Source organism: Paenarthrobacter sp. YJN-5, from assembly GCF_015040095.1.
GTDB classification, from domain to species: Bacteria; Actinomycetota; Actinomycetes; order Actinomycetales; family Micrococcaceae; genus Arthrobacter; species Arthrobacter ureafaciens.
This window is the reverse complement of the sequence record NZ_CP053544.1, coordinates 3,042,828-3,067,942: the sequence shown is the minus strand read 5'-3', so window position 1 is coordinate 3,067,942 and position 25,115 is coordinate 3,042,828. Positions and strand designations below refer to the sequence as shown.

General features: G+C 65.0%; 24 protein-coding genes and 1 riboswitch. Of the genes, 19 read left to right on the top strand and 5 right to left on the bottom strand.

The window, feature by feature from the left end; genetic code table 11:
- Window positions 1-26 precede the first annotated feature (26 nt).
- The 10 genes from tdh to HMI59_RS14445 all read left to right on the top strand — a co-directional run bounded on the left by tdh (window position 27) and on the right by HMI59_RS14445 (window position 10,350).
- Entirely contained in the window at window positions 27-1,073 is a 1,047-nt protein-coding gene (gene tdh, locus HMI59_RS14490; protein ID WP_021471366.1) for an L-threonine 3-dehydrogenase, read from the top strand.
- 43 nt (window positions 1,074-1,116) lie between these two features.
- Window positions 1,117-2,316 carry a glycine C-acetyltransferase gene (locus tag HMI59_RS14485; RefSeq protein ID WP_193591685.1) on the top strand — a complete coding sequence of 400 codons (1,200 nt, stop codon included), beginning with the start codon at window positions 1,117-1,119 and terminating at the stop codon, window positions 2,314-2,316.
- 231 nt (window positions 2,317-2,547) lie between these two features.
- A complete protein-coding gene (locus HMI59_RS14480) occupies window positions 2,548-3,633 on the top strand; it encodes an FAD-binding oxidoreductase (RefSeq protein WP_193591684.1) in 1,086 nt (361 codons plus the stop codon).
- 11 nt (window positions 3,634-3,644) lie between these two features.
- Window positions 3,645-4,874: an imidazolonepropionase gene (hutI, locus tag HMI59_RS14475; protein ID WP_193591683.1), complete on the top strand. Its 1,230-nt coding sequence runs from the start codon at window positions 3,645-3,647 to the stop codon at window positions 4,872-4,874.
- Between the two features lie 202 nt (window positions 4,875-5,076).
- Window positions 5,077-5,994, top strand: a complete 918-nt coding sequence (locus tag HMI59_RS14470; RefSeq protein WP_193591682.1) for an SIS domain-containing protein — start codon at window positions 5,077-5,079, stop codon at window positions 5,992-5,994.
- Between the two features lie 10 nt (window positions 5,995-6,004).
- Window positions 6,005-6,928 carry an ROK family protein gene (locus tag HMI59_RS14465; RefSeq protein WP_166187803.1) on the top strand — a complete coding sequence of 308 codons (924 nt, stop codon included), beginning with the start codon at window positions 6,005-6,007 and terminating at the stop codon, window positions 6,926-6,928.
- The gene (locus HMI59_RS14460; RefSeq protein ID WP_193591681.1) at window positions 6,925-7,893 is read left to right on the top strand and encodes a 1-phosphofructokinase family hexose kinase; all 969 of its coding nucleotides are present in this window, start codon (window positions 6,925-6,927) and stop codon (window positions 7,891-7,893) included. The genes HMI59_RS14465 and HMI59_RS14460 overlap by 4 nt, the downstream gene beginning before the upstream one ends.
- Window positions 7,875-8,729 (top strand): class II fructose-bisphosphate aldolase, encoded by an 855-nt coding sequence (locus HMI59_RS14455; RefSeq protein WP_193591680.1) that lies wholly within the window; start codon window positions 7,875-7,877, stop codon window positions 8,727-8,729. Before HMI59_RS14460 ends, HMI59_RS14455 begins: the two co-directional genes overlap by 19 nt.
- 21 nt (window positions 8,730-8,750) lie before the next feature.
- Window positions 8,751-9,551, top strand: a complete 801-nt coding sequence (locus tag HMI59_RS14450; RefSeq protein ID WP_021472545.1) for a DeoR/GlpR family DNA-binding transcription regulator — start codon at window positions 8,751-8,753, stop codon at window positions 9,549-9,551.
- A gap of 43 nt (window positions 9,552-9,594) precedes the next feature.
- On the top strand, window positions 9,595-10,350 hold the full coding sequence (locus HMI59_RS14445; RefSeq protein ID WP_062095882.1) for a CPBP family intramembrane glutamic endopeptidase: 756 nt from the start codon (window positions 9,595-9,597) through the stop codon (window positions 10,348-10,350).
- Window positions 10,351-10,483: 133 nt separating this feature from the next.
- On the opposite strand, the gene HMI59_RS14440 is transcribed toward HMI59_RS14445, so the two are convergent.
- Complete coding sequence (locus HMI59_RS14440) at window positions 10,484-11,122, bottom strand: VOC family protein (RefSeq protein ID WP_021472547.1); 639 nt, start codon at window positions 11,120-11,122, stop codon at window positions 10,484-10,486.
- A gap of 236 nt (window positions 11,123-11,358) precedes the next feature.
- Here HMI59_RS14440 and HMI59_RS14435 point away from each other — a divergent pair, with 236 nt between their 5' ends.
- Both HMI59_RS14435 and HMI59_RS14430 read left to right on the top strand, forming a co-directional pair.
- Window positions 11,359-12,675, top strand: coding sequence for a bifunctional o-acetylhomoserine/o-acetylserine sulfhydrylase (locus HMI59_RS14435; protein ID WP_062095884.1), 1,317 nt, complete (start codon window positions 11,359-11,361; stop codon window positions 12,673-12,675).
- A gap of 159 nt (window positions 12,676-12,834) precedes the next feature.
- A riboswitch (SAM riboswitch) is annotated at window positions 12,835-12,950 on the top strand.
- 15 nt (window positions 12,951-12,965) lie between these two features.
- Window positions 12,966-14,105: a homoserine O-acetyltransferase gene (locus tag HMI59_RS14430; RefSeq protein ID WP_193591679.1), complete on the top strand. Its 1,140-nt coding sequence runs from the start codon at window positions 12,966-12,968 to the stop codon at window positions 14,103-14,105.
- On the opposite strand, the gene HMI59_RS14425 is transcribed toward HMI59_RS14430, so the two are convergent.
- From HMI59_RS14425 to HMI59_RS14415, 3 genes are all read right to left on the bottom strand, one after another.
- Window positions 14,092-14,505, bottom strand: coding sequence for a hypothetical protein (locus tag HMI59_RS14425; protein ID WP_193591678.1), 414 nt, complete (start codon window positions 14,503-14,505; stop codon window positions 14,092-14,094). The two genes, HMI59_RS14430 and HMI59_RS14425, sit on opposite strands and share 14 nt — an antisense overlap.
- A gap of 43 nt (window positions 14,506-14,548) precedes the next feature.
- Window positions 14,549-15,709 (bottom strand): winged helix DNA-binding domain-containing protein, encoded by a 1,161-nt coding sequence (locus HMI59_RS14420; protein ID WP_193591677.1) that lies wholly within the window; start codon window positions 15,707-15,709, stop codon window positions 14,549-14,551.
- A gap of 61 nt (window positions 15,710-15,770) precedes the next feature.
- Window positions 15,771-16,607: an SGNH/GDSL hydrolase family protein gene (locus HMI59_RS14415; RefSeq protein WP_193591676.1), complete on the bottom strand. Its 837-nt coding sequence runs from the start codon at window positions 16,605-16,607 to the stop codon at window positions 15,771-15,773.
- Window positions 16,608-16,684: 77 nt separating this feature from the next.
- On the opposite strand from HMI59_RS14415, the gene HMI59_RS14410 reads away from it, so the two are divergent.
- A complete protein-coding gene (locus HMI59_RS14410) occupies window positions 16,685-17,332 on the top strand; it encodes an alpha/beta hydrolase (protein ID WP_193591675.1) in 648 nt (215 codons plus the stop codon).
- Here the strand turns inward: HMI59_RS14410 and HMI59_RS14405 are convergent.
- The gene (locus HMI59_RS14405) at window positions 17,329-17,559 is read right to left on the bottom strand and encodes an RNA-binding S4 domain-containing protein (RefSeq protein WP_021472554.1); all 231 of its coding nucleotides are present in this window, start codon (window positions 17,557-17,559) and stop codon (window positions 17,329-17,331) included. The genes HMI59_RS14410 and HMI59_RS14405 overlap by 4 nt on opposite strands.
- Window positions 17,560-17,582: 23 nt before the next feature.
- Here HMI59_RS14405 and HMI59_RS14400 point away from each other — a divergent pair, with 23 nt between their 5' ends.
- The 6 genes from HMI59_RS14400 (at window position 17,583) to HMI59_RS14375 (ending at window position 25,106) form a co-directional block, all read left to right on the top strand.
- Window positions 17,583-18,587 carry a DMT family transporter gene (locus HMI59_RS14400; protein ID WP_193591674.1) on the top strand — a complete coding sequence of 335 codons (1,005 nt, stop codon included), beginning with the start codon at window positions 17,583-17,585 and terminating at the stop codon, window positions 18,585-18,587.
- Window positions 18,588-18,657: 70 nt separating this feature from the next.
- Entirely contained in the window at window positions 18,658-20,043 is a 1,386-nt protein-coding gene (locus HMI59_RS14395) for a glycine--tRNA ligase (protein WP_021472556.1), read from the top strand.
- Between the two features lie 2 nt (window positions 20,044-20,045).
- Window positions 20,046-21,008 carry a GNAT family N-acetyltransferase gene (locus HMI59_RS14390; RefSeq protein WP_193591673.1) on the top strand — a complete coding sequence of 321 codons (963 nt, stop codon included), beginning with the start codon at window positions 20,046-20,048 and terminating at the stop codon, window positions 21,006-21,008.
- A 19-nt stretch (window positions 21,009-21,027) separates the two neighbouring features.
- The gene (locus HMI59_RS14385; protein WP_193591672.1) at window positions 21,028-22,494 is read left to right on the top strand and encodes a YibE/F family protein; all 1,467 of its coding nucleotides are present in this window, start codon (window positions 21,028-21,030) and stop codon (window positions 22,492-22,494) included.
- Between the two features lie 50 nt (window positions 22,495-22,544).
- Complete coding sequence (gene dusB / locus HMI59_RS14380; protein ID WP_021472559.1) at window positions 22,545-23,726, top strand: tRNA dihydrouridine synthase DusB; 1,182 nt, start codon at window positions 22,545-22,547, stop codon at window positions 23,724-23,726.
- A gap of 63 nt (window positions 23,727-23,789) precedes the next feature.
- Window positions 23,790-25,106 carry a deoxyguanosinetriphosphate triphosphohydrolase gene (locus tag HMI59_RS14375; RefSeq protein WP_193591671.1) on the top strand — a complete coding sequence of 439 codons (1,317 nt, stop codon included), beginning with the start codon at window positions 23,790-23,792 and terminating at the stop codon, window positions 25,104-25,106.
- The last annotated feature ends 9 nt before the right edge of the window (window positions 25,107-25,115 follow it).

The following is a 25,115-nucleotide window of genomic DNA, read 5'->3' as shown; positions in this document are numbered from 1 at the left end:
AAGCAGCCCTGGCAGTGAGGAATTCCATGAAGGCTCTCTACAAATCCGGACCACACGCAGGGTTCGAACTCGTCGAACGTCCAGAGCCCCAGGCGGGTCCCGGCGATGTCAAGATCCGTGTGATGACCACCGGCATCTGCGGCACCGACCTCCACATCCAGAGTTGGGACGCCTGGGCGCAGGGCATCATCGAAACGCCCCTCATCGCCGGCCACGAGTTCTACGGCGAAGTAGTGGAAATCGGCGAGGCCGTCCGCGACGTCAAAGTAGGGGACAGGGTCTCCGGCGAAGGCCACGTGGTGTGTGGAATCTGCCGCAACTGCCGTGCCGGACGCCGCCAGATGTGCATTCATACTGTTTCCGTCGGCGTGCAGCGCGATGGTGCCTTCGCCGAATACGTCGTTATCCCGGAAACCAACGTCTGGGTCCACCACGACGAGTCCGTTACCCCTGAACTCGGCGCCATCTTCGATCCCTTCGGCAACGCCGTACACACCGCGCTGAGCTTCCCCTTGGTGGGCGAGGACGTCCTCATTACCGGTGCCGGGCCCATCGGCCTCATGGCCATCGCCGTCGCCCGCCACGCTGGCGCCCGGAAAATTGCCATCACGGACGTGTCCGCTCCGCGGCTTGAGCTGGCCCGCCGGATGGGCGTGGACCTCGCCGTCGATGTTTCCAAGATGCGCGTCCGTGAAGCGCAGCAGGAACTGGGCATGCGCGAAGGCTTCGACATCGGGCTCGAAATGTCCGGACACCCCACGGCACTGCCTGAGATGATCGACAACATGAACCACGGCGGACGCATCGCCATGCTTGGCCTTCCGAGCCAATCCATCGACATCGACTGGGGCAAGGTTGTCACCCACATGCTCACCCTCAAGGGCATTTACGGCCGTGAAATGTTCGAGACCTGGTACGCGATGAGTGCCATGCTCTCTTCCAACCCCGTACTGCACCGCAGCATCTCCGCCGTCGTCACGGACAAGCTGCCCGCCACCGAGTGGGAGAAGGGCTTCGAGATCGCCCGCAACGGTGTGGGCGGCAAAGTGGTCCTTGACTGGACTGAACTGTAACCGCCCCGCACCGCATTCGACCCCGGAAAGACTGAGGAGCACCATGTATTCAGCCATCAAAGACCAACTGCAGGCCGAACTTGACGAGATCCGGAGCGCCGGACTCTTCAAGACCGAACGCCACATCGATTCGCCGCAGGCCAGCCACATCGCAGCGGGCCAGCTGGGGCAGCCGGCCAACCAGGTCCTGAACTTCTGCGCCAACAATTACCTGGGCCTGGCCGACCACCCGGACATCATTGCCGCGGCCAAGTCGGCAATGGACGAGCGCGGCTTCGGCATGGCTTCCGTGCGGTTCATTTGCGGAACCCAGGACCTTCACCTGGAACTCGAGGCCCGTGTTTCGCAGTTCCTGGGCACCGAGGACACCATCCTCTTCTCCAGCTGCTTCGACGCCAACGGCGGTGTCTTCGAGTCCCTGTTCGGGCCGGACGATGCCATCATTTCCGACTCCCTGAACCACGCGTCCATCATCGACGGCATCCGCCTCAGCAAGGCCAAGCGTTTCCGCTACGCCAACCGGGACATGGCTGACCTTGAAGCCAAGCTGCTTGAAGCCTCCGGTTCGCGGCGGAAGATCATCGTCACCGACGGTGTGTTCTCGATGGACGGCTACCTCGCCCCGCTCGAGGCCATCTGCGACCTCGCCGAGAAGCATGACGCACTGGTCATGGTGGATGACTCCCACGCAGTCGGCTTCATGGGCCCCACTGGTGCCGGCACGCCGGAGCACGCCGGGGTTTCCGGGCGCGTGGATATCTACACGGGCACGTTCGGCAAGGCACTGGGTGGCGCCTCCGGTGGTTACGTTTCCGGCCGCGGCGAAATCGTGGCGATGCTCCGTCAAAAGGCACGCCCTTACCTGTTCTCCAACTCGCTTGCCCCGGCGATCGTTGCGGCAACCATCAATGCGATCGAGCTCGTTCAGGGCTCGGGGGAGCTGCGCACCAAGCTCTTCGAAAACGCCGCGCTGTTCCGCCGCCGGATGAGCGAGGAAGGCTTCGAGCTGCTCGACGGCGAACACGCTATTATCCCGGTCATGTTCGGCGACGCCGTGGTCGCGGCCCGTATTGCCGACGAGATGCTCAACAACGGCGTCTTCGTGACTGCCTTCAGTTACCCCGTCGTGCCCAAGGGGGCCGCCCGCATCCGCGTCCAGCTTTCTGCCGCCCATAGCACGGACGACGTCGAAGCCTGCGTTCAGGCGTTCGTCAAGAGTCGCGCCGCGGTCGCCGTCGCCTAAACGCCCCACCCGTCCCTCTATCACTTCCCGTCGCCTTTCTGGCATTCCTCTGTCACGTCCCGTCGCCTTTCTGGCGTTCCTCTGTCAGGTCCCGCCGCTCCCAGCTTTCTTCAGGAGAGTGATAGAGCGATGGGGGTTTTGGGGTGGGATGTGGCAGAGCGGTGGGGGTTTTGGGTGGGATGTGATAGAGCGGTGGGGGTTTTGGGGTGGGATGTGAGAGAGGATGGTCCCATGGCTTCGATTTATGACGTTGTGATCGTTGGCGGCGGAATCGCCGGTTTGTCCCTCGCTTCGGTGCTGGCCGGGAAGTGTTCGGTGGCGCTCCTGGAAGCGGAGCAGGAGCTGGCCTTCCATACGTCCTCCAGATCCGCCCGCCAGCTGATTCCCAGCTATGGCCCGCCGGTGGTGCAGGAACTGACCATGCGGACCTTGGAACTCTTGAAGGCCAGGGACGACGACGCTCCGGAACCCGTCCTGACGCCGCGCAGCTTCATGCTGGTGGGCGATGAGGAAACCGTTCGGGCCGAGGCGAGCGGGAACATGACGCCGATTCCGCACGCCGAGGCGCTCGAATTGTGTCCCGTCCTCAAGCCGGATTCCTTCACTGCAGCCGGACTGGACAGCGGCTCCTTCGGTTGTAATGCCCCGCTGTTGCTCGAGGACCACCGCCAAAAGGCCGAGGCTGCCGGCGTCGACATCATCACCGGCGCGCGGGTCCATTCCGCACAGCGACTGGGAAGCGGCTGGGAGGTGGGCGCCGGCGTCGAGGCCTTCCAGTCCGCCGTCGTTGTTAATGCCGCGGGTGCCTGGGCTGACGAACTGGCCGTCATCAGCGGCGTGGAAAAACTGGGCTTGCAGCCCTACCGCCGGACCGCGGCGATCGTCAACGTGCAGACACCGCTCGCGCCGCAAACCCCTATGGTGTGCGCCGCGGACGATTCGTTCTACTTCCGCCCGGAAGGTCAGCAGGTTCTCATCTCGCCGTCGGAGCATGTGCCAAGCGGCGCCGAAGACGCCAAACCATATGCAGGCGACGTGGACAAGCTGATCAGCGTGCTGAATTCGGTCACCACCCTGGGCATCCAGGGCACGGACCGATCATGGACCGGCCTCCGGACCGAAGCAGCTGACGGCGTCCCGGTGGTGGGGTTCGACGCCGAGGCCAAAGGTTTCTTCTGGCTCGCCGGCCAGGGCGGGTACGGCTTCCAGACCTCCTCGGCAATAGCCGAGCTGGCCACCGCCATCATCATGGGGGACAGTCCGGAATCCCGGACAGCTGAACAGCTGGCTGCCGTCCGCTGGTCCATCCGGCGCTGAACAATAGGGACATGAGCCGAACAACCCCAGCCAGCACACTCATCACCAACATCGGGGAGCTGATGACCCAGGACCTGGAACACCGGGTCTTGAAGGACGCAGCTCTGGTGTTCGAAGGCGAGCGGATTTCCTGGATCGGGTCCAGCGCCGCTGCTCCCGCCGCAGATGAAAGGGTCGACGCCGGTGGCCGCGCCGTCTTGCCGGGCTGGGTCGATTCGCATTCCCATCTGGTTTTCGCAGGGGACCGCACAGCGGAGTTCGAAGCCCGGATGGCGGGGGAGAGCTACACCGCGGGCGGGATCGCCGTGACCACGGGCGCCACGCGCAGTGTCAGCGATGCCGAGCTGGCGGGCCTGGTCAGGGAGCGGGTCCACGAGGCCGTCTCCCAAGGGACCACGTACCTCGAAAGCAAGACCGGCTATGGGCTGGACGTGGCGAACGAGGAACGCAGTGCCCGCATCGCTGCGGAGCTGGTGGACGAGGTCACCTATCTTGGCGCGCACCTGGTGCCGGCAGGTGCGGACCCGGAGGAATATACGGACCTGGTGTGCGGAGCAATGCTCGACGCCGTCCTGCCGCATGTCCGTTGGGCGGACGTCTTCTGTGAGCAGGGCGCTTTCACCGAGGACCAGTCCCGGCGCGTCCTCAAGTCCGCCAAGGATGCGGGCTTGGGATTGCGCGTCCATGGCAACCAGTTGGGCGAAGGGCCGGGGGTGGCGCTGGCCGTCGAGTTCGGCGCCGCGAGCGTGGACCACGTGAACTACCTTTCGGACAAGGATGTGCTGGCGCTCGCCGAAACGTGGGCCCATTGGAACCCGGCCACCGGTACCGGCACGCGCGGCACAGTGGCTACCTGCCTTCCCGCCTGCGATCTCTCCACACGACAGCCCTTGGCGCCCGGCCGTGAGTTGATCGACGCGGGCGTGCAGATCGCGCTGGCGGCGAACTGCAACCCCGGCACGTCCTACACCACGTCCATGGCGTTCTGTGTCACCACGGCCGTGCTGCAGATGCGCTTGAGCGTCCATGAAGCGGTCCGGGCGGCGACATACGGCGGCGCGTTGGCGCTTGGCAGGGAGTCAGGGAACGACGTCGACGGTCAGCGGGCGGTGGGTTCGCTCGCCGTCGGTCATCGCGCGGATTTGCACATGCTGAAGGCTCCTTCGGCTACGCATTTGGCGTACCGTCCCGGGATTCCGTTGACGTATTCGGTGTGGCGGGCCGGCGTGCAGGCTGTTTGAGGACGATTCAGAAGTACAACAAAGAGGGGCTGTGTTCCGGGTGGAACGCAGCCCCTCTTTTGCTTTCCGGACTGCTGTCCGACGATGCGCACCGAGTGGGCAGTCCCATCCCCGCCAATGATCCTTGTTAGATCGAAAATGATCGTTTAGTGTTTCTATAGATCAGAAAACGTCATTAGATGAGCAGGGGCGGAAACGGACGATGAGCGAGAACATGCTGGGTGCCTTTATGGAAGAAGAGCTGGTTTCCCAGCCCGAGGTCTGGCAGCGCGCCATGGAACAAGCCCGCACCGAGCAGTTGCTGCCGGGGGACGGCAAACGGGTCGCCGTCATTGGCTGTGGCACGTCATGGTTCATGGCCCAGAGCTATGCCGCTGCCAGGGAAAGCGCGGGCAAAGGCGTGACGGACGCGTTCGCCGCGTCGGAAGCATTCCTGAACAGTAACAGCCCCGGGCGGAAGTACGACGCCGTTGTGGCCATCACCCGCTCCGGCACCACCACGGAGGTGCTCGGCATTCTGGCTGAGTTGCAGGGGAATGTCCCCACCGTAGCCATCATCGGCGACACTTCCTCGCCGATCGTCGGGCTGGCAGACACCGTGGTGGACCTCCACTACGCCGATGAACGCTCGGTGGTGCAGACCCGCTTCGCCACCACGGCCTTGGTCTACATGCTCACCAGCCTTGGCATCGACGTTCAGCAAGCAATTGATGACGCCCGTGGCGCCGTGGCAGCGCCGGTCTCCCGGGAACTTCTGGACGCAGAGCAATTCACTTTCCTCGGCACCGGCTGGACAGTGGGGCTGGCCCACGAGGCCGGCTTGAAGATGCGCGAAGCCGTGCAGGGGTGGACTGAGTCCTACCCCGCCATGGAGTACCGCCATGGCCCCATCTCCATCGCGGCACCGGGCCGCGTCACGTGGTTGTTCGGTGCACAGCCGGAAGGCTTGGACAGCGACATGGCCGTCACCGGCGCTCTTTATATCCACACGGACAAGCATCCGCTGGCTGAACTGGTCCGTGTCCATAAGGTCACTTTGGAACGTGCGCGCGTTCGTGGCTTGAATCCGGACCTGCCGCGAAACCTGACGCGCTCCGTTATTCTCGACGCCCCGGCCTAGGCAACCGGTCATGGTTCTCGGAACCGCAGAATCAGCGGTCTTGTGTTTCGACGTTGGCGGGACGGACATCAAGGCCGGCGTGGTGGATGCCAAGGGGCAGGTCCTGGGCATGCGCCGCGTCCCTACGCCGTTGGACCCTGCCCGACCCGGCGAAGCCGTCCTGGACAGGCTTGCTGAGCTAAAAGCCGAGTTGGCATCGGAATTTCCTGAAGCGCCCGCCAAAGCGGCAGGCATCATCGTCCCGGGAATCGTGGACTCCGTAGCGGGGGTGGGCATCTATTCCGCCAACCTTGGGTGGCGCAACTTCCCTTTCACGGCCGAAGCCACAAAAAGGCTTTGCATCCCCGTTGCGTTCGATCACGATGTCCGCTCCGCGGCCGCGGTTGAGCACAGCTTTGGCGGATCCAAGGAATTCAACGACGTTGTAGTGATGGTGGTCGGGACAGGGATTGCGGCAGCAGTGTTCTCGGGTGGCAGGGCTGTCACCGCAGGCGGTTTCGCCGGCGAGCTCGGCCACGCCCAGGTTCCGGACCCCGACGCCGCAGGCTCCACCATCCTGGAAGCAGTGGGCTCGGCAGGGGCGATTGCCAAGCGTTACCACCGGGAATCGGGAATCCGTGTGGACGGTGCACGCGGTGTGCTGCTCCGGGCAAACGCCGGAGATGCAGTTGCCGCCCGTGTCTGGGCTGATGCCGTTGATGCCCTGGCCTTCACTATCTGCCAATGCGTGAACATTATTGGAACCGAAGCCGTGGTGGTCGGTGGAGGGCTGGCTGAAGCAGGCGACGACTTGCTCGAGCCACTCCGGAAACGGGTGGACGCCATCCTGGACTTCCAGCGCAGGCCCCGACTCATCCGTGCCCAGCTGGGGCAGGACGCCGGTTTGCTCGGTGCCGCCCTGAATGCCCGGGCCCTCCTGGGAGGCACCCCATGAAACGAGCCAGCGTGAACCGCATAATTACGGTGACTGCCAATCCGGCCATCGACATGACCTACACCGTGCAGGGGATCACCGAGGGTGCCAGCCACCGGGTTCCCACGCCCTTGAGCCGTGCGGGGGGCAAGGGCATCAACGTAGCCCGGGTCGCCCACCAGCTGGGATACCCCGTACTCGCCATTGCACCTACAGGTGGCGCGGCAGGGCAGACACTCGCGGCCGAACTGTGGACCAGCGGTGTTCCGCACACGCTGGTGGCAGTCGCCGCCGAAACCCGCCGCAGTATAGCGCTGGTGGATACCGTCGCGGGGGAGACGTCCATCTTCAACGAGGAAGGCCAGGCCCTTTTGCCGGACGAGTGGCGTTCACTGCGGGTCGCCGTCGTTGATGCCGTGAGCGGCAACCGCAACCTGCCAGCCTCCGTCCTGGTCGGTTCGGGAAGCCTGCCGCCGGGTGCTCCCGCGGATTTCTACCCGGAGCTGGTGCGACTGGCCCACGACGCCGGCATCCCGGCAATCATCGACACCTCCGGTCCCGGCATCATCGCCGCTGCGAAAGCCGGCGCCGACATCCTTAAACCCAACCATCATGAACTTGCCGAAGCGACCGGGGAGCCCAGCCTCGAAGCTGCCGCCCTCGCCCTGATCGACATGGGTGCCCGCACGGTCCTCGTCAGCGCCGGCGCGGACGGCATGCTCGCCTTCGACCACGCCGCCCCGGGCGGATACTGGAGCGCCCGCCTGCCGGAGGCGCTCAGCGGCAACCCCACAGGGGCGGGCGACGCCGGTGTGGCTGCTGCCGCCGTCGCGCTCGCCGAAGGCATCACCGAACCGCGGGAAATCCTCCGCCGGGCCACCGCATGGTCCGCCGCGGCCGTGCTCATGCCCGCCGCAGGCGAAATCTCGCCGCGGTACCCGGAACTCCAAGACCAACTGATCGTGACATGGAAGGAGGTCCCGTGACCCTGGTCAACACCCGGGAACTCATGGACAGGGCCACCGCCACAGGAACCGGCCAAGGCGCCTTCAACGTCATCCACGTGGAGACGGCCGAGGGGCTGGTGGGAGGTGCGGAGGCGGCGGGGGTGCCGCTCATCCTGCAGATTTCAGAAAACTGCGCCAAGTACCACGGCGGGCTCGAAGCAATCGGCCTGGCAGCACTTGCCATTGCCCGGACTGCCGCGGTTCCCGTTGCGGTCCACCTCGACCACGCTGAATCCGAGGACCTGGCGCTGGAAGCGGTGGATCTAGGGTTCGGTTCGGTGATGTTCGACGGCGCCCATCTCCCTTACGACTGGAACGTGGAAGTCACCAGGCGCGTGGCCGCCTACGCGCACCAACGCGGGGTCTACGTAGAGGCGGAGTTGGGTGAGGTAGGAGGCAAGGACGGCGCGCACGCCCCGGGGGTCCGCACCGATCCCGCCGAAGCCGAAGCGTTCGTGGCCGCGACCGGCGTCGACGCCTTGGCCGTGGCGGTGGGCTCCTCACATGCCATGACCGAACGCCGCGCCGTCCTTGACCTGGACCTGATCACCAAACTGAAGTCCGCCGTCGGGAAGCCTTTGGTATTGCATGGCTCCTCCGGCGTCACAGACGAGATGCTCGTAGCGGCTATTGCCGCTGGTATGACTAAGATCAACGTATCCACACATTTGAACGGGTTCTTTACCCGCGCCGTCCGTGAGTACCTCGATGCCAACCCAGCAGTGGTGGATTCCCGAAAGTACATCAAGGCAGGGCGGGACGCCTTGGTGTTGGAATCTGCTCGTATGCTCACGCTGTTCGCCAAGGCGAAATAGCCGGACCGTGAAAGGCTAGTCATGACCCGCACCGACCGGTTGACCGCCATCCTGGACCTCCTGGCCGAGTCCGGCCGGATCGAGGTCGAGGACATCGTGACCCGGCTCGGGGTGTCGCCGGCAACGGCGCGACGGGACCTGGACAGCCTGGCCAAGCAGCGCCTGCTGAGCCGGACCAGGGGCGGGGCGACCACGGGCTCTGTTGCCTATGACCTTCCGGGCCGTTACAACCGTGACGACCACGCCGAGGCCAAGCAGGCGATCGCCCAGGCGGCCTCCGAGCTGATAGGGCCCGGCGCCGTCATCGGGCTCAGCGGGGGAACAACCAACACGGCCTTGGCCCAGATCCTCTCCACCAGGGAGGACCTCAACGCCCCCTCCAACCGGCCCACCCTCACGGTGGTCACCAACGCCATCAACATCGCCGCGCAACTGGCAGTGCGTCCCCACATTAAGATCATGGTGACCGGCGGGATCCTCAATCCGCGTTCCTATGAACTCGTGGGACCTTACACGGATGTCATCATGCAGAAAGTGGCCTTGGACATCGCGTTCATCGGCGTCAACGGCGTGGACCCGGAGCTGGGACCCACCATCACCGACGAGGGCGAAGCCATGGTGAATACGGTCATGGCGGGGAGGGCCACAGAGTCCTACGTGCTCGCTGACTCCTCCAAGGTGGGGCACCGGGCCTTTGCCGCGATGGCCGGCTACGAGTTCCGGCACCTCATTACGGACTCCGGGATCAAGCCCGCAGACCGCGCGGCGTTTGAAGCCAAGGGAACCGAGGTCATCGTCGCCGCCACGCACCTTGCGGACTGACCGCTCCCGGGGAAGCAACAGGATCTGAAGGCAAGATAGGAACATGCTCCTAGCCTCACGACGCCGCCTGCGCGCCGAAGTACTCATTGTTCTGGGTCTTTCGCTGGGCCAGTCTGCCGTGTATTCGGTGGTCCAGCTCCTGGACAAGATGACCAGGGCGCCGTTGTCGGAGGCAACCTCGACGCTCAACAGGTCCCAAAGCACGCGCGAGTACTTCGACCTCACCTACCAATTGCTGGACATCCTGTTCGCCCTGGTGCCGGTGGTCCTGGTTTTCTACTTCCTGTCCCTCCATGCCTCGGGAGGATCAGCATTTGCCCGTCTTGGCTTCAACTTCGCCCGGCCAGGCAAGGATGCGCTGCAAGGCCTCGGCCTGGCTGCGGCCATCGGGATTCCGTCCCTGGGCCTGTATGCCGCGGGCCGGGCACTGGGCATCACCACGGCAATCATTCCCAGCGGCTTGGACACGTACTGGTGGACCGTGCCCGTGCTGGTGCTCTCCGCCATCCGCCACGGGATCGTCGAAGAAGTCATTGTGGTGGGCTACCTGCTGGACCGTTTCGGCAAGTTCGGGTGGAGCACAGCCGCGGCAATCGTGGTCAGCGCGTTGCTGCGGGGCAGCTACCACCTCTACCAAGGGTTCGGTCCGTTCATCGGCAACGTCGTCATGGGCCTGGTGTTCGCGTGGCTTTATACCAAGACCAAGCGCGTGATGCCGCTGGTGATAGCCCACGCGCTGCTGGACATTGTGGCATTCGTGGGCTTCAGCCTCTTCGGGAAGGCCGTAGGGCTGGGCTGACCGGGTAGGCGTAGGACCGGGAGGCCTGTGGGCCTGGAAGCCCGGACCCGCCCCTTAAAGGTATTCGGCCGCCATCGGTGGGTGACGTCATTGGCACCCGCTGATGGCGGCCGAAGTATTGTGTGGAACAGCGTCAGATGGTGACGGCTCCTGCGGCGGTTTCGAAAGTGACGGACATGATGCCGGGGGTTCCGTGCGGTGCCATCCACTGGACGGCGACGTCCTCGAGCGGCTTCTCCACGGGTTCACCCAACCACTCGGTCACGCGCTCTGCGGAACCGGCAATGGTGAGGCTGGACATCTTGACGTCGCTCTCGTAGACCTTGGACGGGTGCAGGGACGGGTCGCCTTCCCACTTGAGCATGTACGGCACCTGGGGGTCGGCGATCAAGCCGAGGATGCCGATCTGCTGCCACACCAGTTCGCGGCCGTCCGGGAACTTGCGGTTGCCCGGGACTGCGGAGCGGCCGAGGCGTGCTTCGAACGGGGCAAGGTCGTCAACGGCGACGCACCAGCCCATCCATCCACCGCCGGCTGCCGAGCGTGCCCGGACTGCCTGGCCAAAGGGTGCCTTATCCGAAGCGGGGTGGTCCAGGACCTCCACGACTTCAAGGTATTTGCTGTCCGCCAGGGGAATGATCATGTTCCGGGTGCCGAAGCGGGGGTGCACTCCGCCCCGGACTGCGTCCACTCCCAGTGCTGCGGAAATTCGTTCGGTAGTGGCCAGGAGGCCATCTTTTTCACAAGCGTAAGAGACGTGATCCATGCGCATGGCTTCATCTTGGCACTTTGTGATTCGGGTCTCAGCTAAGTCTTGCCTAACTAAGGTGGGATGTTACGGTGTGCCCTGAGGCCGGGCACCGACCCCGGCCCTGTCCCGTCGCGGAAAGACCGAAAAATACTGTCTTCGTCATAAAGGTGGGTAATTCCGTGCCGGCTTCCTAGACTGGCCGCAGTTCCAAGCACTCCCCGTTACTAAACCCATGCGCTACGAAGAGGAGCCACGTCATGTCCCAGGGATGGTCTTTCGAAACCCGCCAGATCCACGCCGGCCAGGAGCCGGATGCTGCAACCGGTGCACGCTCGCTGCCGATTTACCAGACCACTTCCTTCGTGTTCCCCAGCGCGGAGAGTGCCGCCAACCGGTTCGCGCTGGCGGAACTGGCTCCCATCTACACCCGCATTGGCAACCCCACCCAGGACGCAGTGGAACAGCGCATTGCCAGCCTTGAGGGCGGGCTCGGGGCCCTGCTGCTCAGCTCGGGCCAGGCGGCGGAGACCTTCGCGATCCTGAACATCGCCGAGGCCGGTGACCACGTGGTGGCCAGCCCCAGCCTGTACGGCGGAACCTACAACCTCCTGGCGCACACCCTGAAGAAGTTCGGTATTTCCGTGACCTTCGTCGAGGATCCGGACAACCTGGAGCAGTGGCGCAACGCCGTGCAGCCCAACACCAAGCTGTTCTTCGGCGAAGTTGTATCCAACCCCCGCCAGGACGTGCTGGACATCGAAGGCGTCGCCGCGGTTGCCCATGAAGCGGGTGTCCCGCTGATCGTGGACAACACGCTTTCCACGCCTTACCTGATCCGTCCCATCGAGTGGGGTGCGGACATTGTGGTCCACTCGGCCACCAAGTACCTGGGTGGTCATGGTGCTGCCATTGCCGGGGTAATCGTGGATTCCGGAAACTTCGACTTCAGCCAGGACCCGGAGCGCTTCCCGAACTTCAACACCCCCGACCCCAGCTACAACGGCCTGGTCTACGCCCGGGACCTCGGCAAGGACGGCGCCCTCGGCGCCAACCTTTCCTACATCCTGAAGGCCCGCGTCCAGTTGCTGCGCGACCTCGGTTCCGCAGTATCGCCGTTCAACGCCTTCCTCATTGCCCAAGGCCTGGAAACCTTGAGCCTGCGGGTGGAGCGTCACGTGGCCAACGCCACCAAGGTGGCCGAATGGCTTGAAGCCCGTGACGACGTCGAAGCGGTCGCCTATGCGGGCCTGCCATCAAGCCCCTGGTACGACCGTGGCCGCAAGTACGGTCCCCGCGGCACGGGAGCCGTTGTTGCCTTCACCATCAAGGGTGGCGTCGAAGCCGGCAAGCGCTTCGTCGATGCCTTGGAACTGCACTCCCATGTGGCGAACATCGGTGATGTCCGTTCCCTGGTCATCCACCCTGCGTCGACCACCCACAGCCAGCTGACCGCTGAACAGCAGGCCGTTGCCGGAGTGAACCCGGGCCTCGTCCGCCTGTCCGTGGGAATCGAGCACATCGATGACATCATTGCCGACCTCGAGGCAGGATTCCGCGCGGCAAAGGGTGCCTGACCCCGCCTGACGTGCGTCGCGGCGGGCCGCCCGGACTGAGGATTCTTCGCCGGGCGGCCCCGTCACGTGCGCATTCGTGAACTAAAACGCCCTGAACCGTCATACTGCTGTCACATTCTTCGCCAGAACGGCCGTTCTCTTCCTAAACTCTAGGTGTTAGGTCATGAGTGCCAGCGATCAGCCCCGGCTTGCTGGCCGGCAACCCTCCTCCGCGGTGGGGTGCCCCGGGTGAGGACCTGGCCTGCCGCAATAACGGCGGCGGGCAAGCGCGAGGTTTAGGTGTCAAAGGAATGACCATTACTGCCACATCCCTTCCCACATCGGAAGAACAGGACGGAACCGTCAAATACGCCCGGGTGGGTTCCCTGGAGCTGGAAGCCGGCGGATTTCTCCCGGACGTTGTCCTGGCCTATGAGACTTGGGGCAAGCTCAATGCCGACGCCTCAAACGCCGTCCTCGTGGAGCACGCCCTCACGGGTAGTACGCACGTTGCACGCGGCGCCTCGGACGAGGAGGGCTGGTGGGAGCAGCTGGTTGGCCCGGGCGCAACGATCGACACCAACAGGTTCTTTGTCATTTCCATCAACATCGTGGGCGGCTGCTACGGCAGCACCGGGCCGTCGTCGCAAGCCCCGGACGGCAAGCCTTGGGGCTCCCGCTTCCCGCTGGTGACCCTGCGCGACAGCACAGTGGCCGAAGCCCGGCTCGCCGACGCCTTGGGGATCCGGCAGTGGCATGCAGTGCTGGGCGGCTCGATGGGCGGGGCGCGCGCCTTGGAATGGGCGGTGACCTTCCCGGACAGGGTAGAGCGCTGCGCCGTGATTTCCGTAGGTGCCTACAGCACCGCGGAGCAGATCGCGTTTGCGCAGGCACAGACGCTCGCAATCCGCCAGGATCCGAACTTCAACAACGGCGACTACTACCATGGCCCGGCACCTGAAACCGGCCTTGCCTTGGCGCGGCGGATTGCCCACATCACGTACCGTTCCGCGCTGGAGCTGGACCTCCGCTTCGGCCGGGAAGCGCAGCCGCAGGAGAAACCGCTGGCCGCCGCCGTGCTGGGGGAGCGGGGGCGCTACCAGGTGGAGAGTTACCTGGACCACCAGGGCACCAAGCTGGTGCGCCGCTTCGATGCCAACAGCTACATTGCGATCACCGAGGCCCTGATGTCCCACGACGTCAGGCGGGGACGCGGCCCGCTCAAGGAAGCGTTGTCCCGGGCCACGGCACAGTTTTTTGTGGCGGCCGTGAACTCCGACCGGCTCTACTTCCCGGCACAGTCGCACGAACTCGCCGAAGCCTTGCCGGGCGACGTCCCGGTCCACATCATCGAAGCCCCCATTGGGCACGACGGCTTCCTCACGGAGATCGGCCAGCTCGCGGGCCAGCTGGGCGCAGCCTTCTTTGCCGAAGACCTCAGCCGTTCATGATCTCGCCGCGCTGCTTCATGTAGTCCTCCATGGCGATCTCGCCGTTGCTGAACTTCGCGTCCAGCTCTGCGAGCTTCCGCGCCCGGTAGCCCTGCGGCGCAGAGCCTCCACTTGGCGGGGGCGGCACCTGTGGTGAAGCGCCCGACGGCGGTACCTCCGGCGGCGTTGCATCAGCCGGGCGGATGTCGGCTGGTCCCGTCGGGTACCCGGGGTAGTTCTGCGGGGGATAGGCCTGGCCGGGGTAGTTCTGCGGCGGGTAGCCTGGCCCGGGCAGGTTCTGCGGCGGGTAGCCACGGAAGCCGTCGTTATGGATTCGGCGCGCCTTGGACCGGTTGTACATGCGGATTCCAACTGGAATCACCCATGAGCAGACGATGATCCAGAAGATCAGATTGTTCACAGTGGAGCCCTCCTAGGTCCTATCCCAGCTTAGCCCCGTCGCGTCAGACCAGCCTGGTTCTCATTCCCAGGAACCGCCCGTAACGGTCCACTTCGGCTTCCAGGGCGGCCTGTACTTCGGGGGTGGCGGGGCGGTTCATGCGGACCTCCACGTCGCACCCTCCGCCGGCGAAGTGATGCCGCCACCAACCGGCCAGGCGCCCGTCCAGGAGCACTACGTGCATGGGGCCGTTGTCCTCGGGAAAATAGGGCGCAGTGCCGCCGAGGTAGTGCCGCGACTGGGAATAGCCCATCACGTACTCGTCGTAGCACTGGATGAGGTCCACGCGGGGATAGCCGGCGCCTGGGTCCGGTGCGGAAAAGCTCCGGTCATCGTTCGCAGCGCTGGCGAACCCCGCGTCCACGTAGTAGTCCACGTCGTCGATCCTGACGATGGACAGCGTTCCCGAAGACAGCGCGCTGGCCACCTGCAAGCCGCGTTTTACGTCCTTCATGGTCAGTCCCGACCACACTGCGCAATCCTTGACGGTGGCCGGTCCACGGCTGCTGAAGTACCGCAGCACCAGCCGTCCCAAGGCCTCGTCGCGCCCTTCGGCCGAAAGATCTGCCGGACCAACATCCGGAACCCGCTCCGAAAACAAGGCGTAGGTCTGCTTGAGTGCGCCCCCGGGGGACCGGACGGGGGTTCCGCTGACGAGGACCCTGCTGATCTCCGCGTGCATCAGGTGATACACGAACGCCAGTCCCTTGCCGGGCAGGCCTGCTTCTTCCATGGCCGCGCCAAGTTCCTCGCGGGTCTTGTGCGCACCGCCTTCCACGGCTGCAGCCAGCACAGCGGCGCTGCGTCCGGCACTCTCCCCATCGACGCCGGTCTGCCGGTACATGCCCTTGTTGCCCCAATGGAGCCGCTCCGAAGACAGGGCCATCAACCAGCCAAGATCATCCCGATGCACAAAATGCCACGTGGGGCGGAGGATGTGGGTCCGCAGGACAATCCCATCAGCCACCAGCGCCTCGACGTCAGCGGCGGTGGCACTGGCCGCGCGCTGTGCCACCGTCCACCGGGCGTAGGGGAACTCCTGGGCCTGGACGGCGAGGAGGTTGCGGACAACCTCTGCTGCGTTGGCGGCGAACGGGGCCCGGAGTTGCTGATGGCCCAGCCGGGCCCCGACCACATCGTCCGGCCGCCACTGCGATGCAGTCACCGGGCCCACGCACCAATCATCGGACCCATGCAGCAGTCACCGCGTTCACGGGAGGTTCACGCTAGCCGCGCGGCAATCCGGTGACATCCGGACCGAAGACGGGACCCGGCGTCGGGCGCTTAGGCGTGATGCCATCCCCGGAAGATTGGTGCCGCAACCTGCGGATGACCCACGGGACGAAGTACTCGCGGGCCCACACGAGGTCCGAGGACCTGGCTTCGCGCCACGTGCGCGGCGGGAGGGGTTTGGGTGCCATCGGTTCCAGGGTGTGTGGCACGTTCAGTGCCTCCAGCACCATGGTAGCGATGGTGTGGTGGCCCAGCGGCGAGAAATGCAGCCGGTCCACGTCCCACATCTGCGGATCAGCGAGTTGCCGCAGGGACCACATGTCGGCGACCACTGCGTCGTGCCGGGCGGCGACGGTTCGCAGGTTCTCGTTGTAGATGGCCACCTTGCCGCGGATCCGGCTCAGCACCGACGCCGCAGTATCAGGGCCGTTGAACAGCACCACGGTGGCGCCGCCGGAACTGAGTTCCTGCACGGCGGCATCGAGCTTGTTGGCCAGGACGTCGGGGTCGCCGCCGGGGCGGATGAGATCGTTGCCGCCGGCCGAGATGGAGACCAGGTCCGGTTGGAGTGCCAGGCACGGGCCCACCTGCTCGTCCAGGATCTGCTGCAGCAAACGCCCGCGGATGGCAAGGTTGGCGTAGGCAAAATCATCATGCCCTCGCCCGAGTTCCTCCGCCACGCGATCGGCCCAGCCGCGGAACCCGCCCGGGCTCCCGGGTTCAGGATCTCCAATGCCTTCGGTAAACGAATCTCCCAGCGCCACGTACCGGCTCCAGGGATGCTTTTGGACAGTTCCTCCGTGCGTCACCAATGAATTGCTCTCACTCACGATTCATATCCTGCCCCGTACATGCGAACCTACGCGACCGTAAGTTGTTACCCGCGGGTAACTGCAAGAATGGACCCATGACTGAAGCCGGAGCTTTTCCCTCACCCGTTGTCCTGTGGTCCCATGACGAAGCCGAACGGGCCGGCAAGCCCCTTCTGGTCCTGCTTCATGGATACGGCTCCAACGAGGACGATCTCTTCAGCCTCGCCGGCCTGCTGCCCGCCGACTTCGTCGTGGCCTCCCTGCGGGCTCCCATGCCCATGGGCCCCGGGTTCACGTGGTTCCCGCTGACCGCCTCGATCGACTACTCCCTGGACGCCGTGAAGCTGGCGGCAGAGTACGCCCTCGAATGGTTGGACACTGTCAAGGCGAACCACTCGTCCGTGACGTTGCTGGGGTTCTCCATGGGCATGGCCATGGCAACCACCATGCTCCGGTACCGGCCCGCCGACTTCGCTGCCGTCGTCGGGCTTTCAGGCTTCGTGATCGACGCCGGAGCTGACGCGGACTTCCGCGACGACGAACTGGACGGCTCGGTGCCGATGTTCTGGGGACGCGACCAGCAGGATCCGGTGATCACTCCGGACAAGATCGAATACACCATGGGCTGGGTCCGCAAGCATGTGGACCTCACCAAGGTGCTTTACACGGGAATGTGGCACGGCATCAACCAGCAGGAAATCGGCCATGTGGGCGAATTCCTCACCCACAAAGTACTCGGCTAGGAACGTCCGGCGATCCTGACCGTCTGGCCGTTCACTGTGACGGTGTCGCCGGGATGGAGCTGGCGGCCACGGCGTTCTTCGATGTCGTTGTTGACTTTGACCAGTCCGTTCTTGATGAGCTCCGTCGCCTCGACTCCGTCCTCCACCAGGTTGGCAAGCTTCAACAGTTGCCCCAGGCGGATCATGTCGTCGCGGATGGGAATCTCTTCGATTTCGGGATTGCTCATAGAGCAATAATGCCTGAAGTAGTGTGGTGACAGTGCCGAATCCTTCCCACCGTCCCGCGTTTCCGCTTGCCCTCGGGCTGCCGCTTGCCCTGGTGACAGGCCTGGTCCTGCCGCTCCAAGGCCGCATTAACGGGGCGCTCGCCGTCAAGCTCGAGGATGGCATTACCGCTTCCGTGGTGAGCTTTACCACAGGCCTGGTGGTGATCGCGGCTATCTCGCTCGCTACGCCCAGAGGCAGGTCGGGGCTGCAGAGTATTCTCCCGGCCGTCCGCAACCGCAGCTTCCCGCCGTACTACGTCATGGCCGGGGCCGTCGGCGCCCTTTTCGTTTTTGCGCAATCCTTCACGGTCGGCTTGCTGGGCGTCGCGCTGTTCACCGTTGCCACCGTTACCGGACAGACCCTCAGTGGCCTGCTGGTGGACCGCATGGGCATCGCTCCCGGCGGCAAGCGGTCCATCACGGGCGTACGGGTCCTGGGAAGCGTCCTCACCGTGGCCGCGGTCGCCTGGGCCGTGTCCCCGCGCTTTGGTGGAACGGCCGACGTCGGCGCTTTGGTGCTGCCGGTCATCCTGCCTTTGGTGGCGGGTTTCCTCATGAGCTTTCAACAGGCCATGAACGGGACCGCCACCGTCCACTACGGCACCCCCATCGCGGCCACGCTCGTCAATTTCCTGGCCGGCTCCGCAGTCCTCTGGGTGGCCTTGCTGATCAAGCTCGCGGTAGCCGGGGCCGGGAACCCCCTTCCCTCCGAGTGGTGGTACTTCGCCGGCGGACCGTTGGGCTGCATCGCCATCGGCCTGGCGGCCCTGCTGGTGCGGAGCCTTGGCGTCCTGGTCACCGGGCTTGGCATGATCGCCGGGCAACTGGTGGGGTCCTTGGTGCTCGACGTCGTGATCCCCACTGCGGGCACGGTGGTCGCCTTGCCCACGGTGCTGGGCACGCTCCTGACGCTGGCGGCGATCGTCGTGGCCAGCCTTCCCTGGCCCAGGGGATCCTTCCCCGGAAGGCCAAGCGCCAAAGGCCGGTAGGCTAGAACAGGCATTGTCCCAAGCAACCGCGGACCGCACCCAGCGGCCCTGTAGAAATATGGAGTACCCCATGGCAGCAAAATCCGTCCTCGACCAGGTCATTTCCCTCTCCAAGCGGAGGGGCTTCGTGTTCCAGGCCGGTGAGATCTATGGTGGCTCCCGCTCTGCGTGGGACTACGGTCCCCTCGGTGCAGAGCTGAAGGAAAACATCAAGCGCCAGTGGTGGCAGAGCGTTGTCCGCGGCCGTGAAGACGTGGTGGGCCTGGATTCCTCGGTGATCCTGCCCCGCCAGGTATGGGAAGCATCCGGCCACGTGGAGGTCTTCTCCGATCCCCTGGTGGAGTGCCTCTCCTGCCACAAGCGCTACCGGGCCGACCACCTCGAAGAAGAGTACGAGGAAAAGAAGGGCCGCCCCGCGGAAAACGGCTTGGCGGACATCGCCTGCGCCAACTGCGGAACCCGCGGGCAGTGGACCGAACCCCAGGAGTTCTCCGGCCTGCTGAAGACCTTCCTTGGCCCGGTGGCCAGCGAGGAAGGCCTGCACTACCTGCGCCCGGAGACGGCGCAGGGTATCTTCGTGAACTTCAACAACGTGCTCACCACGTCCCGGAAGAAGCCGCCGTTCGGCATCGGACAGATCGGCAAGTCCTTCCGCAACGAGATCACCCCCGGCAACTTCATCTTCCGTACCCGCGAGTTCGAGCAGATGGAGATGGAATTCTTCGTCGAGCCCGGCACGGATGAAGAATGGCACCAGTACTGGATGAAGGAGCGCATGGCCTGGTACACGGGCCTGGGTATCCGCGAAGAAAACCTCCGGTTCTTTGAGCACCCGCAGGAGAAGCTGAGCCACTACTCCAAGGGCACAACGGACATCGAATACCGTTTCGGTTTCCAGGGCTCCGAGTGGGGCGAGCTGGAAGGCATCGCCAACCGCACCGACTTTGACCTCTCCACCCACGCCAAGGCCTCCGGCACCGACTTGAGCTACTTCAACCAGGCCACCAACGAACGCTACACGCCGTACGTGATTGAGCCCGCGGCAGGCCTGACCCGTTCCTTCATGGCGTTCCTCATCGATGCCTACACCGAGGACGAGGCACCCAACGCCAAGGGCGGCGTCGATGTCCGCACGGTCCTGAAGCTTGACCCCCGCCTTGCGCCGGTCAAGGCCGCTGTCCTGCCGCTGAGCCGCAACGAGGACCTGTCCCCGAAGGCCAAGGCCCTGGGCGCCCAGCTGCGGAAGAACTGGAACATTGACTTCGACGACGCCGGCGCCATCGGCCGCCGCTACCGCCGCCAGGATGAGATCGGCACTCCGTTCTGCATCACCGTTGACTTCGACACCCTCGAAGACCAGGCCGTGACCATCCGTGAGCGCGACACCATGAGCCAGGAACGCGTCTCCCTGGACAAGGTGGAGTCCTACCTGGCAGCCCGCCTGATCGGCGCCTAGCAGTGGCCATCGAGTACCGCGAATGGAAGGAGGGCGACGACCTCGCCCTCCTGGAGATCTGGGGAGACCCTGAGACCCTGCCCGCGGAGCAGTTCCGTGCTGCCCTGGCGCCGTCAAGCAACCAGCCGTGGCGCCGGTGCATCGTGGCTGAGGACGTCGTGGACGGAGTCGGCATTCCGGTGGCAGCAGGCGTGGTCCATGAGGCTTCCTTGCATCCTGAACGGCTGTGGGCCTACATCGAGGTTGCCAAGGACCACCGTCACTCGGGCATAGGCGCCATGATCCTGGCCATGCTGCGCCGCGAAGCCGCGAACTCGCCGTCGGGCGTTTCCAAGCTCCGCAGTAAAGTGGAGCCGGGAACGCCGGGTGCTGCCTTTGCGCAGGCGGCCGGGCTTGCCCCCATCCAGCGCTCCAGGCTTGTGGTGGTGGATCCCGAGCCGCTGAAGTTGCCACGGTTCGGTGACGGCTCGGAAGAAGCCGCGTCCGAGCGCGTGGAAGACCTGGCCACCGGTTCGGTGGAACTGAGCGACGTCGTAGGACGGTACTACTCTGCCGTGCACCACTGGGACAGCCCGGGAGAGCTCAGCATCGCCACCGTCCAGCGCCTGTTCCTGCATGACCTGACAGGGGCTCACGGTGCGATTGTGCTCCGTGCGCCGAAGGCCAGCGCCTTTGGAGCCGGTGTGCCCGCTTCGAAGAAGGGCAAGCTCCAGGCGTTTGCCATCAGCTATGCCCAGGGGAACTCGGAAGAGCCCTCGGACGTGTTCCTCGGCCACGATCCCGAGCTGTCCGCGGAAGACGCCGAATCAGCCGTCCGGGACCTGCTGGCCCTCATTGCGTACCAGCACCCGGTGCTGCTGGAAGTGGACGAATCCATGACTGCCCTCGGCGCCGTCCTGGAACCGTTGCTTGAATCCGGCAAAGCGCATGTACGCGGCGCGGACACACTGATCGTCAGCGACTGAACTCGAGGTTGTATTCCTGATGGGCCACGGACACCCGCACTCCGGTACTGCCGCTCCAACCGCTGAAGCGGTCGCCTCCCGCAAACGGGCCAACTGGCTCCTCGCGGCCGTGCTGGTTCCGTTGGGAGTGTTGACGCTCGTGGCCATGGTGTTGATGTGGCCCTCGGGCAGCCGGGAAGGGATCTCGTTCGCGAGTCCCTACCAGGCAGCCCCGGGGGTCACGTTCGACACCGGCAAGATCCAAAGGGTGGTGCAGGAGAGCTGCACCCAGACCGGGCAGGCCACCGGTGAAACGGGGGGCCAGTCCGGCGGCTCGGAATGCACTTTTGCTTTCACCGGGCCGGACAAGGGCGGGGAACCCGTCAAGGTGGTCATCAACCCGGATGTCGCCAAGTCCCACGGCGTGGACGTGGGCGACTCCATCCGCTACCTGAATCTCTCCGGCGTCCAGGGCGCGGCGGCAAGCAATGGTTCGCCATCGTTCGTCTTTGTGGACTTTGTCCGCGACGTCCCGATCACCCTGTTGGCCGTCCTCTACGCCGTCGTGGTGATCGCCGTCGCCCGGTGGCGCGGCTTCCGGGCCCTGCTGGGCCTGGTGGGCGCGTACGCCGTCCTGGTCAGCTTCATCCTTCCGGGACTGGTGGAGGGCAAACCGCCGCTCCTCTTGGCGTTGGTGGGTTCCACGGTGATCATGATCGGGGTGCTCTACTTCGCCCACGGCTTCTCCGCCCGGACATCCACCGCCTTGCTGGGCACTATTTTCGGGCTGGGAATCACTGCGCTCCTGGCGGCGTGGGCCACCGACGCCGCTAATCTCGCGGGCGTAGGCAACCATGACGCCGCGACGCTCGTGAACATGTCCGGGAACATCTCCATTTCCGGCATCATCCTTTGCGGCCTCATCATCTCCGGGCTTGGAGTGCTTAACGACGTGACCATCACCCAGTCCTCGGCGGTGTGGGAGCTCTACGAACTCGCCCCGGACACGACGGCACGGAAACTCTTCACCTCCGCCATGAGGATCGGCCGGGACCACATCGCGTCCACCGTTTACACCATCGCGTTCGCCTACGCCGGTGCCGCACTTCCCATCCTCATCATCGTCATGCTGTACGACCGCCCCCTCGCCGAGGCACTCACCAGCGCCGAACTCTCCGAGGAAGTCATCCGCACGCTCGTCGGCTCCATCGGCCTGGTCCTCGCGATTCCGGTCACCACTTTCATCGCAGTGCTTGTCGTCAAGGCGACCGGCATGCGGCGGTTGGCCGGCACGTCTGCCGTGGGCCCGGACGACGTCAACGACGCCGGTTCCCTGGCTGCCGCGGCCGCCGTCGTCGGTTCCACTCCGGACGACACGCACTACGCCGGAACGCACGACGCCGGAACTCACCAGGACGGCACAGCCGCCGACGGCGGGTCACCGGCCAGCCCCGGCAGCAGGCGGGCCAGGCGCCAGGCCGAGCGCCGCGAGGCCGGATCCGACTGATCGGGATCAGCGGGATCGGCGGATTTGTTCTGATTTGCAACAATGGATAAGTGACCGTCGTAGCAACGCCCCCCACTCCAAAGCTTGAACTTCCGCCATTGCAGCTTGGCGGGATCACCGTGGACACCCCGGTGATCCTTGCTCCCATGGCCGGAATCACCAACTCCGCCTTCCGCCGCCTGTGCCGTGAATACGGAGGCGGGCTCTACGTAGCGGAGATGGTGACCTCCCGCGCCCTGGTGGAGCGGACTCCGGAATCGCTGCGCATCATTTCCCACGATGAGGACGAAAAAGTCCGGTCGGTTCAGCTCTACGGCGTCGACCCCAAGACCGTGGGCGCAGCAGTCCGGATGCTGGTGGAGGAAGACCGTGCGGACCACATCGACCTCAACTTCGGGTGCCCTGTGCCCAAGGTCACGCGCCGCGGCGGTGGATCCGCGCTGCCGTGGAAGATCGACCTTTTCACCGCGATCGTGCAAACGGCAGTCAAGGAAGCCTCCAAGGGCGGGCTGCCGCTGACCATCAAGATGCGCAAGGGCATCGACGAGGACCACCTGACGTACCTCGAGGCCGGTCGGATTGCCCGCGATTCCGGGGTGGCCGCCGTCGCACTTCATGGCCGCACTGCGGCGCAGTTCTACTCGGGCCAGGCTGACTGGTCCGCGATCGCGCGCTTGCGCGAGGCCCTCCCGGACATCCCGGTCCTGGGCAATGGCGACATCTGGTCCGCGGAGGACGCTGTCCGCATGGTCCGGGAGACCGGCGTCGACGGCGTTGTTGTGGGACGCGGCTGCCAAGGGCGTCCGTGGCTGTTCGGTGACCTTCAGGCAGCGTTCGAAGGCAGCGACCAGCGGCACCGTCCCGGCCTGCGCCAAGTGGCTGAGGGCGTCTACCGGCACGCCGAGCTCATGGTGGAGACGTTCGGCAACGACGAATACAAGGCCCTGCGGGAGATCCGCAAGCACATGGCCTGGTACTTTAAGGGCTACGTCGTGGGCGGGGAGCTCCGCGCCAAGCTGGCCACGGTTCCCACCCTGGCGGTCTTGCGGGAACTCCTGGACCAGCTGGACCTGGACCTGCCGTACCCGGGCGTCGATTCGGAAGGCCCCCGGGGCCGTGCCGGCTCGCCCAAACGGCCCGCCCTGCCCAAGGACTGGCTGGACAGCCGCCAGCTGAACGCTGAACAAAGTGCCGACATCGCCGCTGCCGAGCTGGACGTGTCAGGCGGGTAGCTTTCCGCGTGAAAGACTGGCTCAAGAGGCACCCACCCCGGCGCTTGAAGGAGGCAGAGACCCATGGGAACCGAAGCGACAATCGGCCGCACCGGCAACGCAGGCAACTATGTCCAGGCGATCCCCGGTTACACCGAGGCGGACTCGGCGCGTTGGGTCGAAGAACCGAGCAAGACCACCTACCGCTCGGACTTTGAACGTGACCGCGCCAGGGTCCTGCATTCTTCTGCCCTTCGGAGGCTGGGAGCGAAGACCCAGGTGGTTGCCCCGGATACGGACGACTTCGTCCGGACCAGGCTGACCCATAGCCTGGAAGTCGCCCAGGTGGGCCGGGAACTCGGGCGTTCGCTGGGGTGCGATCCGGACGTCGTGGACACAGCCTGCCTGAGCCACGATCTCGGCCACCCGCCGTTCGGCCACAACGGTGAATCGGCATTGAACGAGGTTGCCCACGCAATCGGCGGATTCGAGGGGAACGCGCAAACCCTGCGCCTGCTCACGCGGCTGGAGCCCAAAGTCCTGACCGATGACGGCCGTCCTGCCGGGCTCAACCTCACCCGTGCCAGTCTCGATGCCGCCTCCAAGTACCCGTGGTCAGCGTTGGATGCCCCCGTCATCCACGGCCACCGCACCAGCAAGTTTGGCGCCTACGAGGACGACCTTCCGGTGTTCGAGTGGCTCCGCGAAGGCGCCCCCGGCAACCGTTCGTGCATCGAAGCCCAGGTGATGGACCTGGCCGACGATATTTCCTACTCTGTCCATGACGTGGAGGATGCCATCGTGGCCGGACACTTCCAGCTCAAATGGATGGACAACCCGGACCACCGCGCACGCGTCGTCGGCTACACCCAACAGTGGTACCTGCCGCATAACGATCCCGCCGAGATCGATGCCGCCCTGGCACGCCTGGAAGCCACCCGTGTGTGGGTCCGGGAAGCCGATGGCAGCCGCAAATCCATGGCCGCGTTGAAGGACATGACCAGCCAATTGATCGGCCGGTTCTGCCAAAGTGCCATGGAGACCACCCGGGCGCACTTCGGCCCGGCCAACCTCACGCGGTACGGGGCCGAGCTCATGGTGCCCGAGGAGACCGTCACTGAAATTGCGGTCCTCAAGGGACTGGCAACGACGTTCGTCATCTCCACTGACCACCGGCAACCCGTGTACGAGCGCCAGCGCGAAGTCCTGCACGCCTTGGTCGGAGTCCTTAATGCCACCGGCGACCGTCACCTGGAGCCCATGTTCGCTGCTGACTGGCGGGCCGCCGTCGACGACGGCGCAAGGCTGCGTGTGGTGATCGACCAGGTTGCCTCGCTGACGGACGGCTCGGCGTTGGCCATGTACGAACGCCTTGTGGGCAGCCTTCCCTCGCTGTGGTAAGCACTAGGA

What these genes read in the sequence shown, in the direction of transcription:
- HMI59_RS14465 (WP_166187803.1), top strand. Translation starts at nt 6,005, where the DNA reads ATGGTTCTCGGAACCGCAGAATCAGCGGTCTTGTGTTTCGACGTTGGC.
- HMI59_RS14395 (WP_021472556.1), top strand. Translation starts at nt 18,658, where the DNA reads ATGGCAGCAAAATCCGTCCTCGACCAGGTCATTTCCCTCTCCAAGCGG.
- HMI59_RS14375 (WP_193591671.1), top strand. Translation starts at nt 23,790, where the DNA reads ATGGGAACCGAAGCGACAATCGGCCGCACCGGCAACGCAGGCAACTAT.
- tdh (WP_021471366.1), top strand. Translation starts at nt 27, where the DNA reads ATGAAGGCTCTCTACAAATCCGGACCACACGCAGGGTTCGAACTCGTC.
- HMI59_RS14480 (WP_193591684.1), top strand. Translation starts at nt 2,548, where the DNA reads ATGGCTTCGATTTATGACGTTGTGATCGTTGGCGGCGGAATCGCCGGT.
- HMI59_RS14470 (WP_193591682.1), top strand. Translation starts at nt 5,077, where the DNA reads ATGAGCGAGAACATGCTGGGTGCCTTTATGGAAGAAGAGCTGGTTTCC.
- HMI59_RS14385 (WP_193591672.1), top strand. Translation starts at nt 21,028, where the DNA reads ATGGGCCACGGACACCCGCACTCCGGTACTGCCGCTCCAACCGCTGAA.
- hutI (WP_193591683.1), top strand. Translation starts at nt 3,645, where the DNA reads ATGAGCCGAACAACCCCAGCCAGCACACTCATCACCAACATCGGGGAG.
- HMI59_RS14410 (WP_193591675.1), top strand. Translation starts at nt 16,685, where the DNA reads ATGACTGAAGCCGGAGCTTTTCCCTCACCCGTTGTCCTGTGGTCCCAT.
- HMI59_RS14460 (WP_193591681.1), top strand. Translation starts at nt 6,925, where the DNA reads ATGAAACGAGCCAGCGTGAACCGCATAATTACGGTGACTGCCAATCCG.
- HMI59_RS14435 (WP_062095884.1), top strand. Translation starts at nt 11,359, where the DNA reads ATGTCCCAGGGATGGTCTTTCGAAACCCGCCAGATCCACGCCGGCCAG.
- HMI59_RS14455 (WP_193591680.1), top strand. Translation starts at nt 7,875, where the DNA reads ATGGAAGGAGGTCCCGTGACCCTGGTCAACACCCGGGAACTCATGGAC.
- HMI59_RS14445 (WP_062095882.1), top strand. Translation starts at nt 9,595, where the DNA reads ATGCTCCTAGCCTCACGACGCCGCCTGCGCGCCGAAGTACTCATTGTT.
- HMI59_RS14405 (WP_021472554.1), bottom strand. Translation starts at nt 17,559, where the DNA reads ATGAGCAATCCCGAAATCGAAGAGATTCCCATCCGCGACGACATGATC.
- HMI59_RS14485 (WP_193591685.1), top strand. Translation starts at nt 1,117, where the DNA reads ATGTATTCAGCCATCAAAGACCAACTGCAGGCCGAACTTGACGAGATC.
- HMI59_RS14450 (WP_021472545.1), top strand. Translation starts at nt 8,751, where the DNA reads ATGACCCGCACCGACCGGTTGACCGCCATCCTGGACCTCCTGGCCGAG.
- HMI59_RS14430 (WP_193591679.1), top strand. Translation starts at nt 12,966, where the DNA reads ATGACCATTACTGCCACATCCCTTCCCACATCGGAAGAACAGGACGGA.
- HMI59_RS14440 (WP_021472547.1), bottom strand. Translation starts at nt 11,122, where the DNA reads ATGCGCATGGATCACGTCTCTTACGCTTGTGAAAAAGATGGCCTCCTG.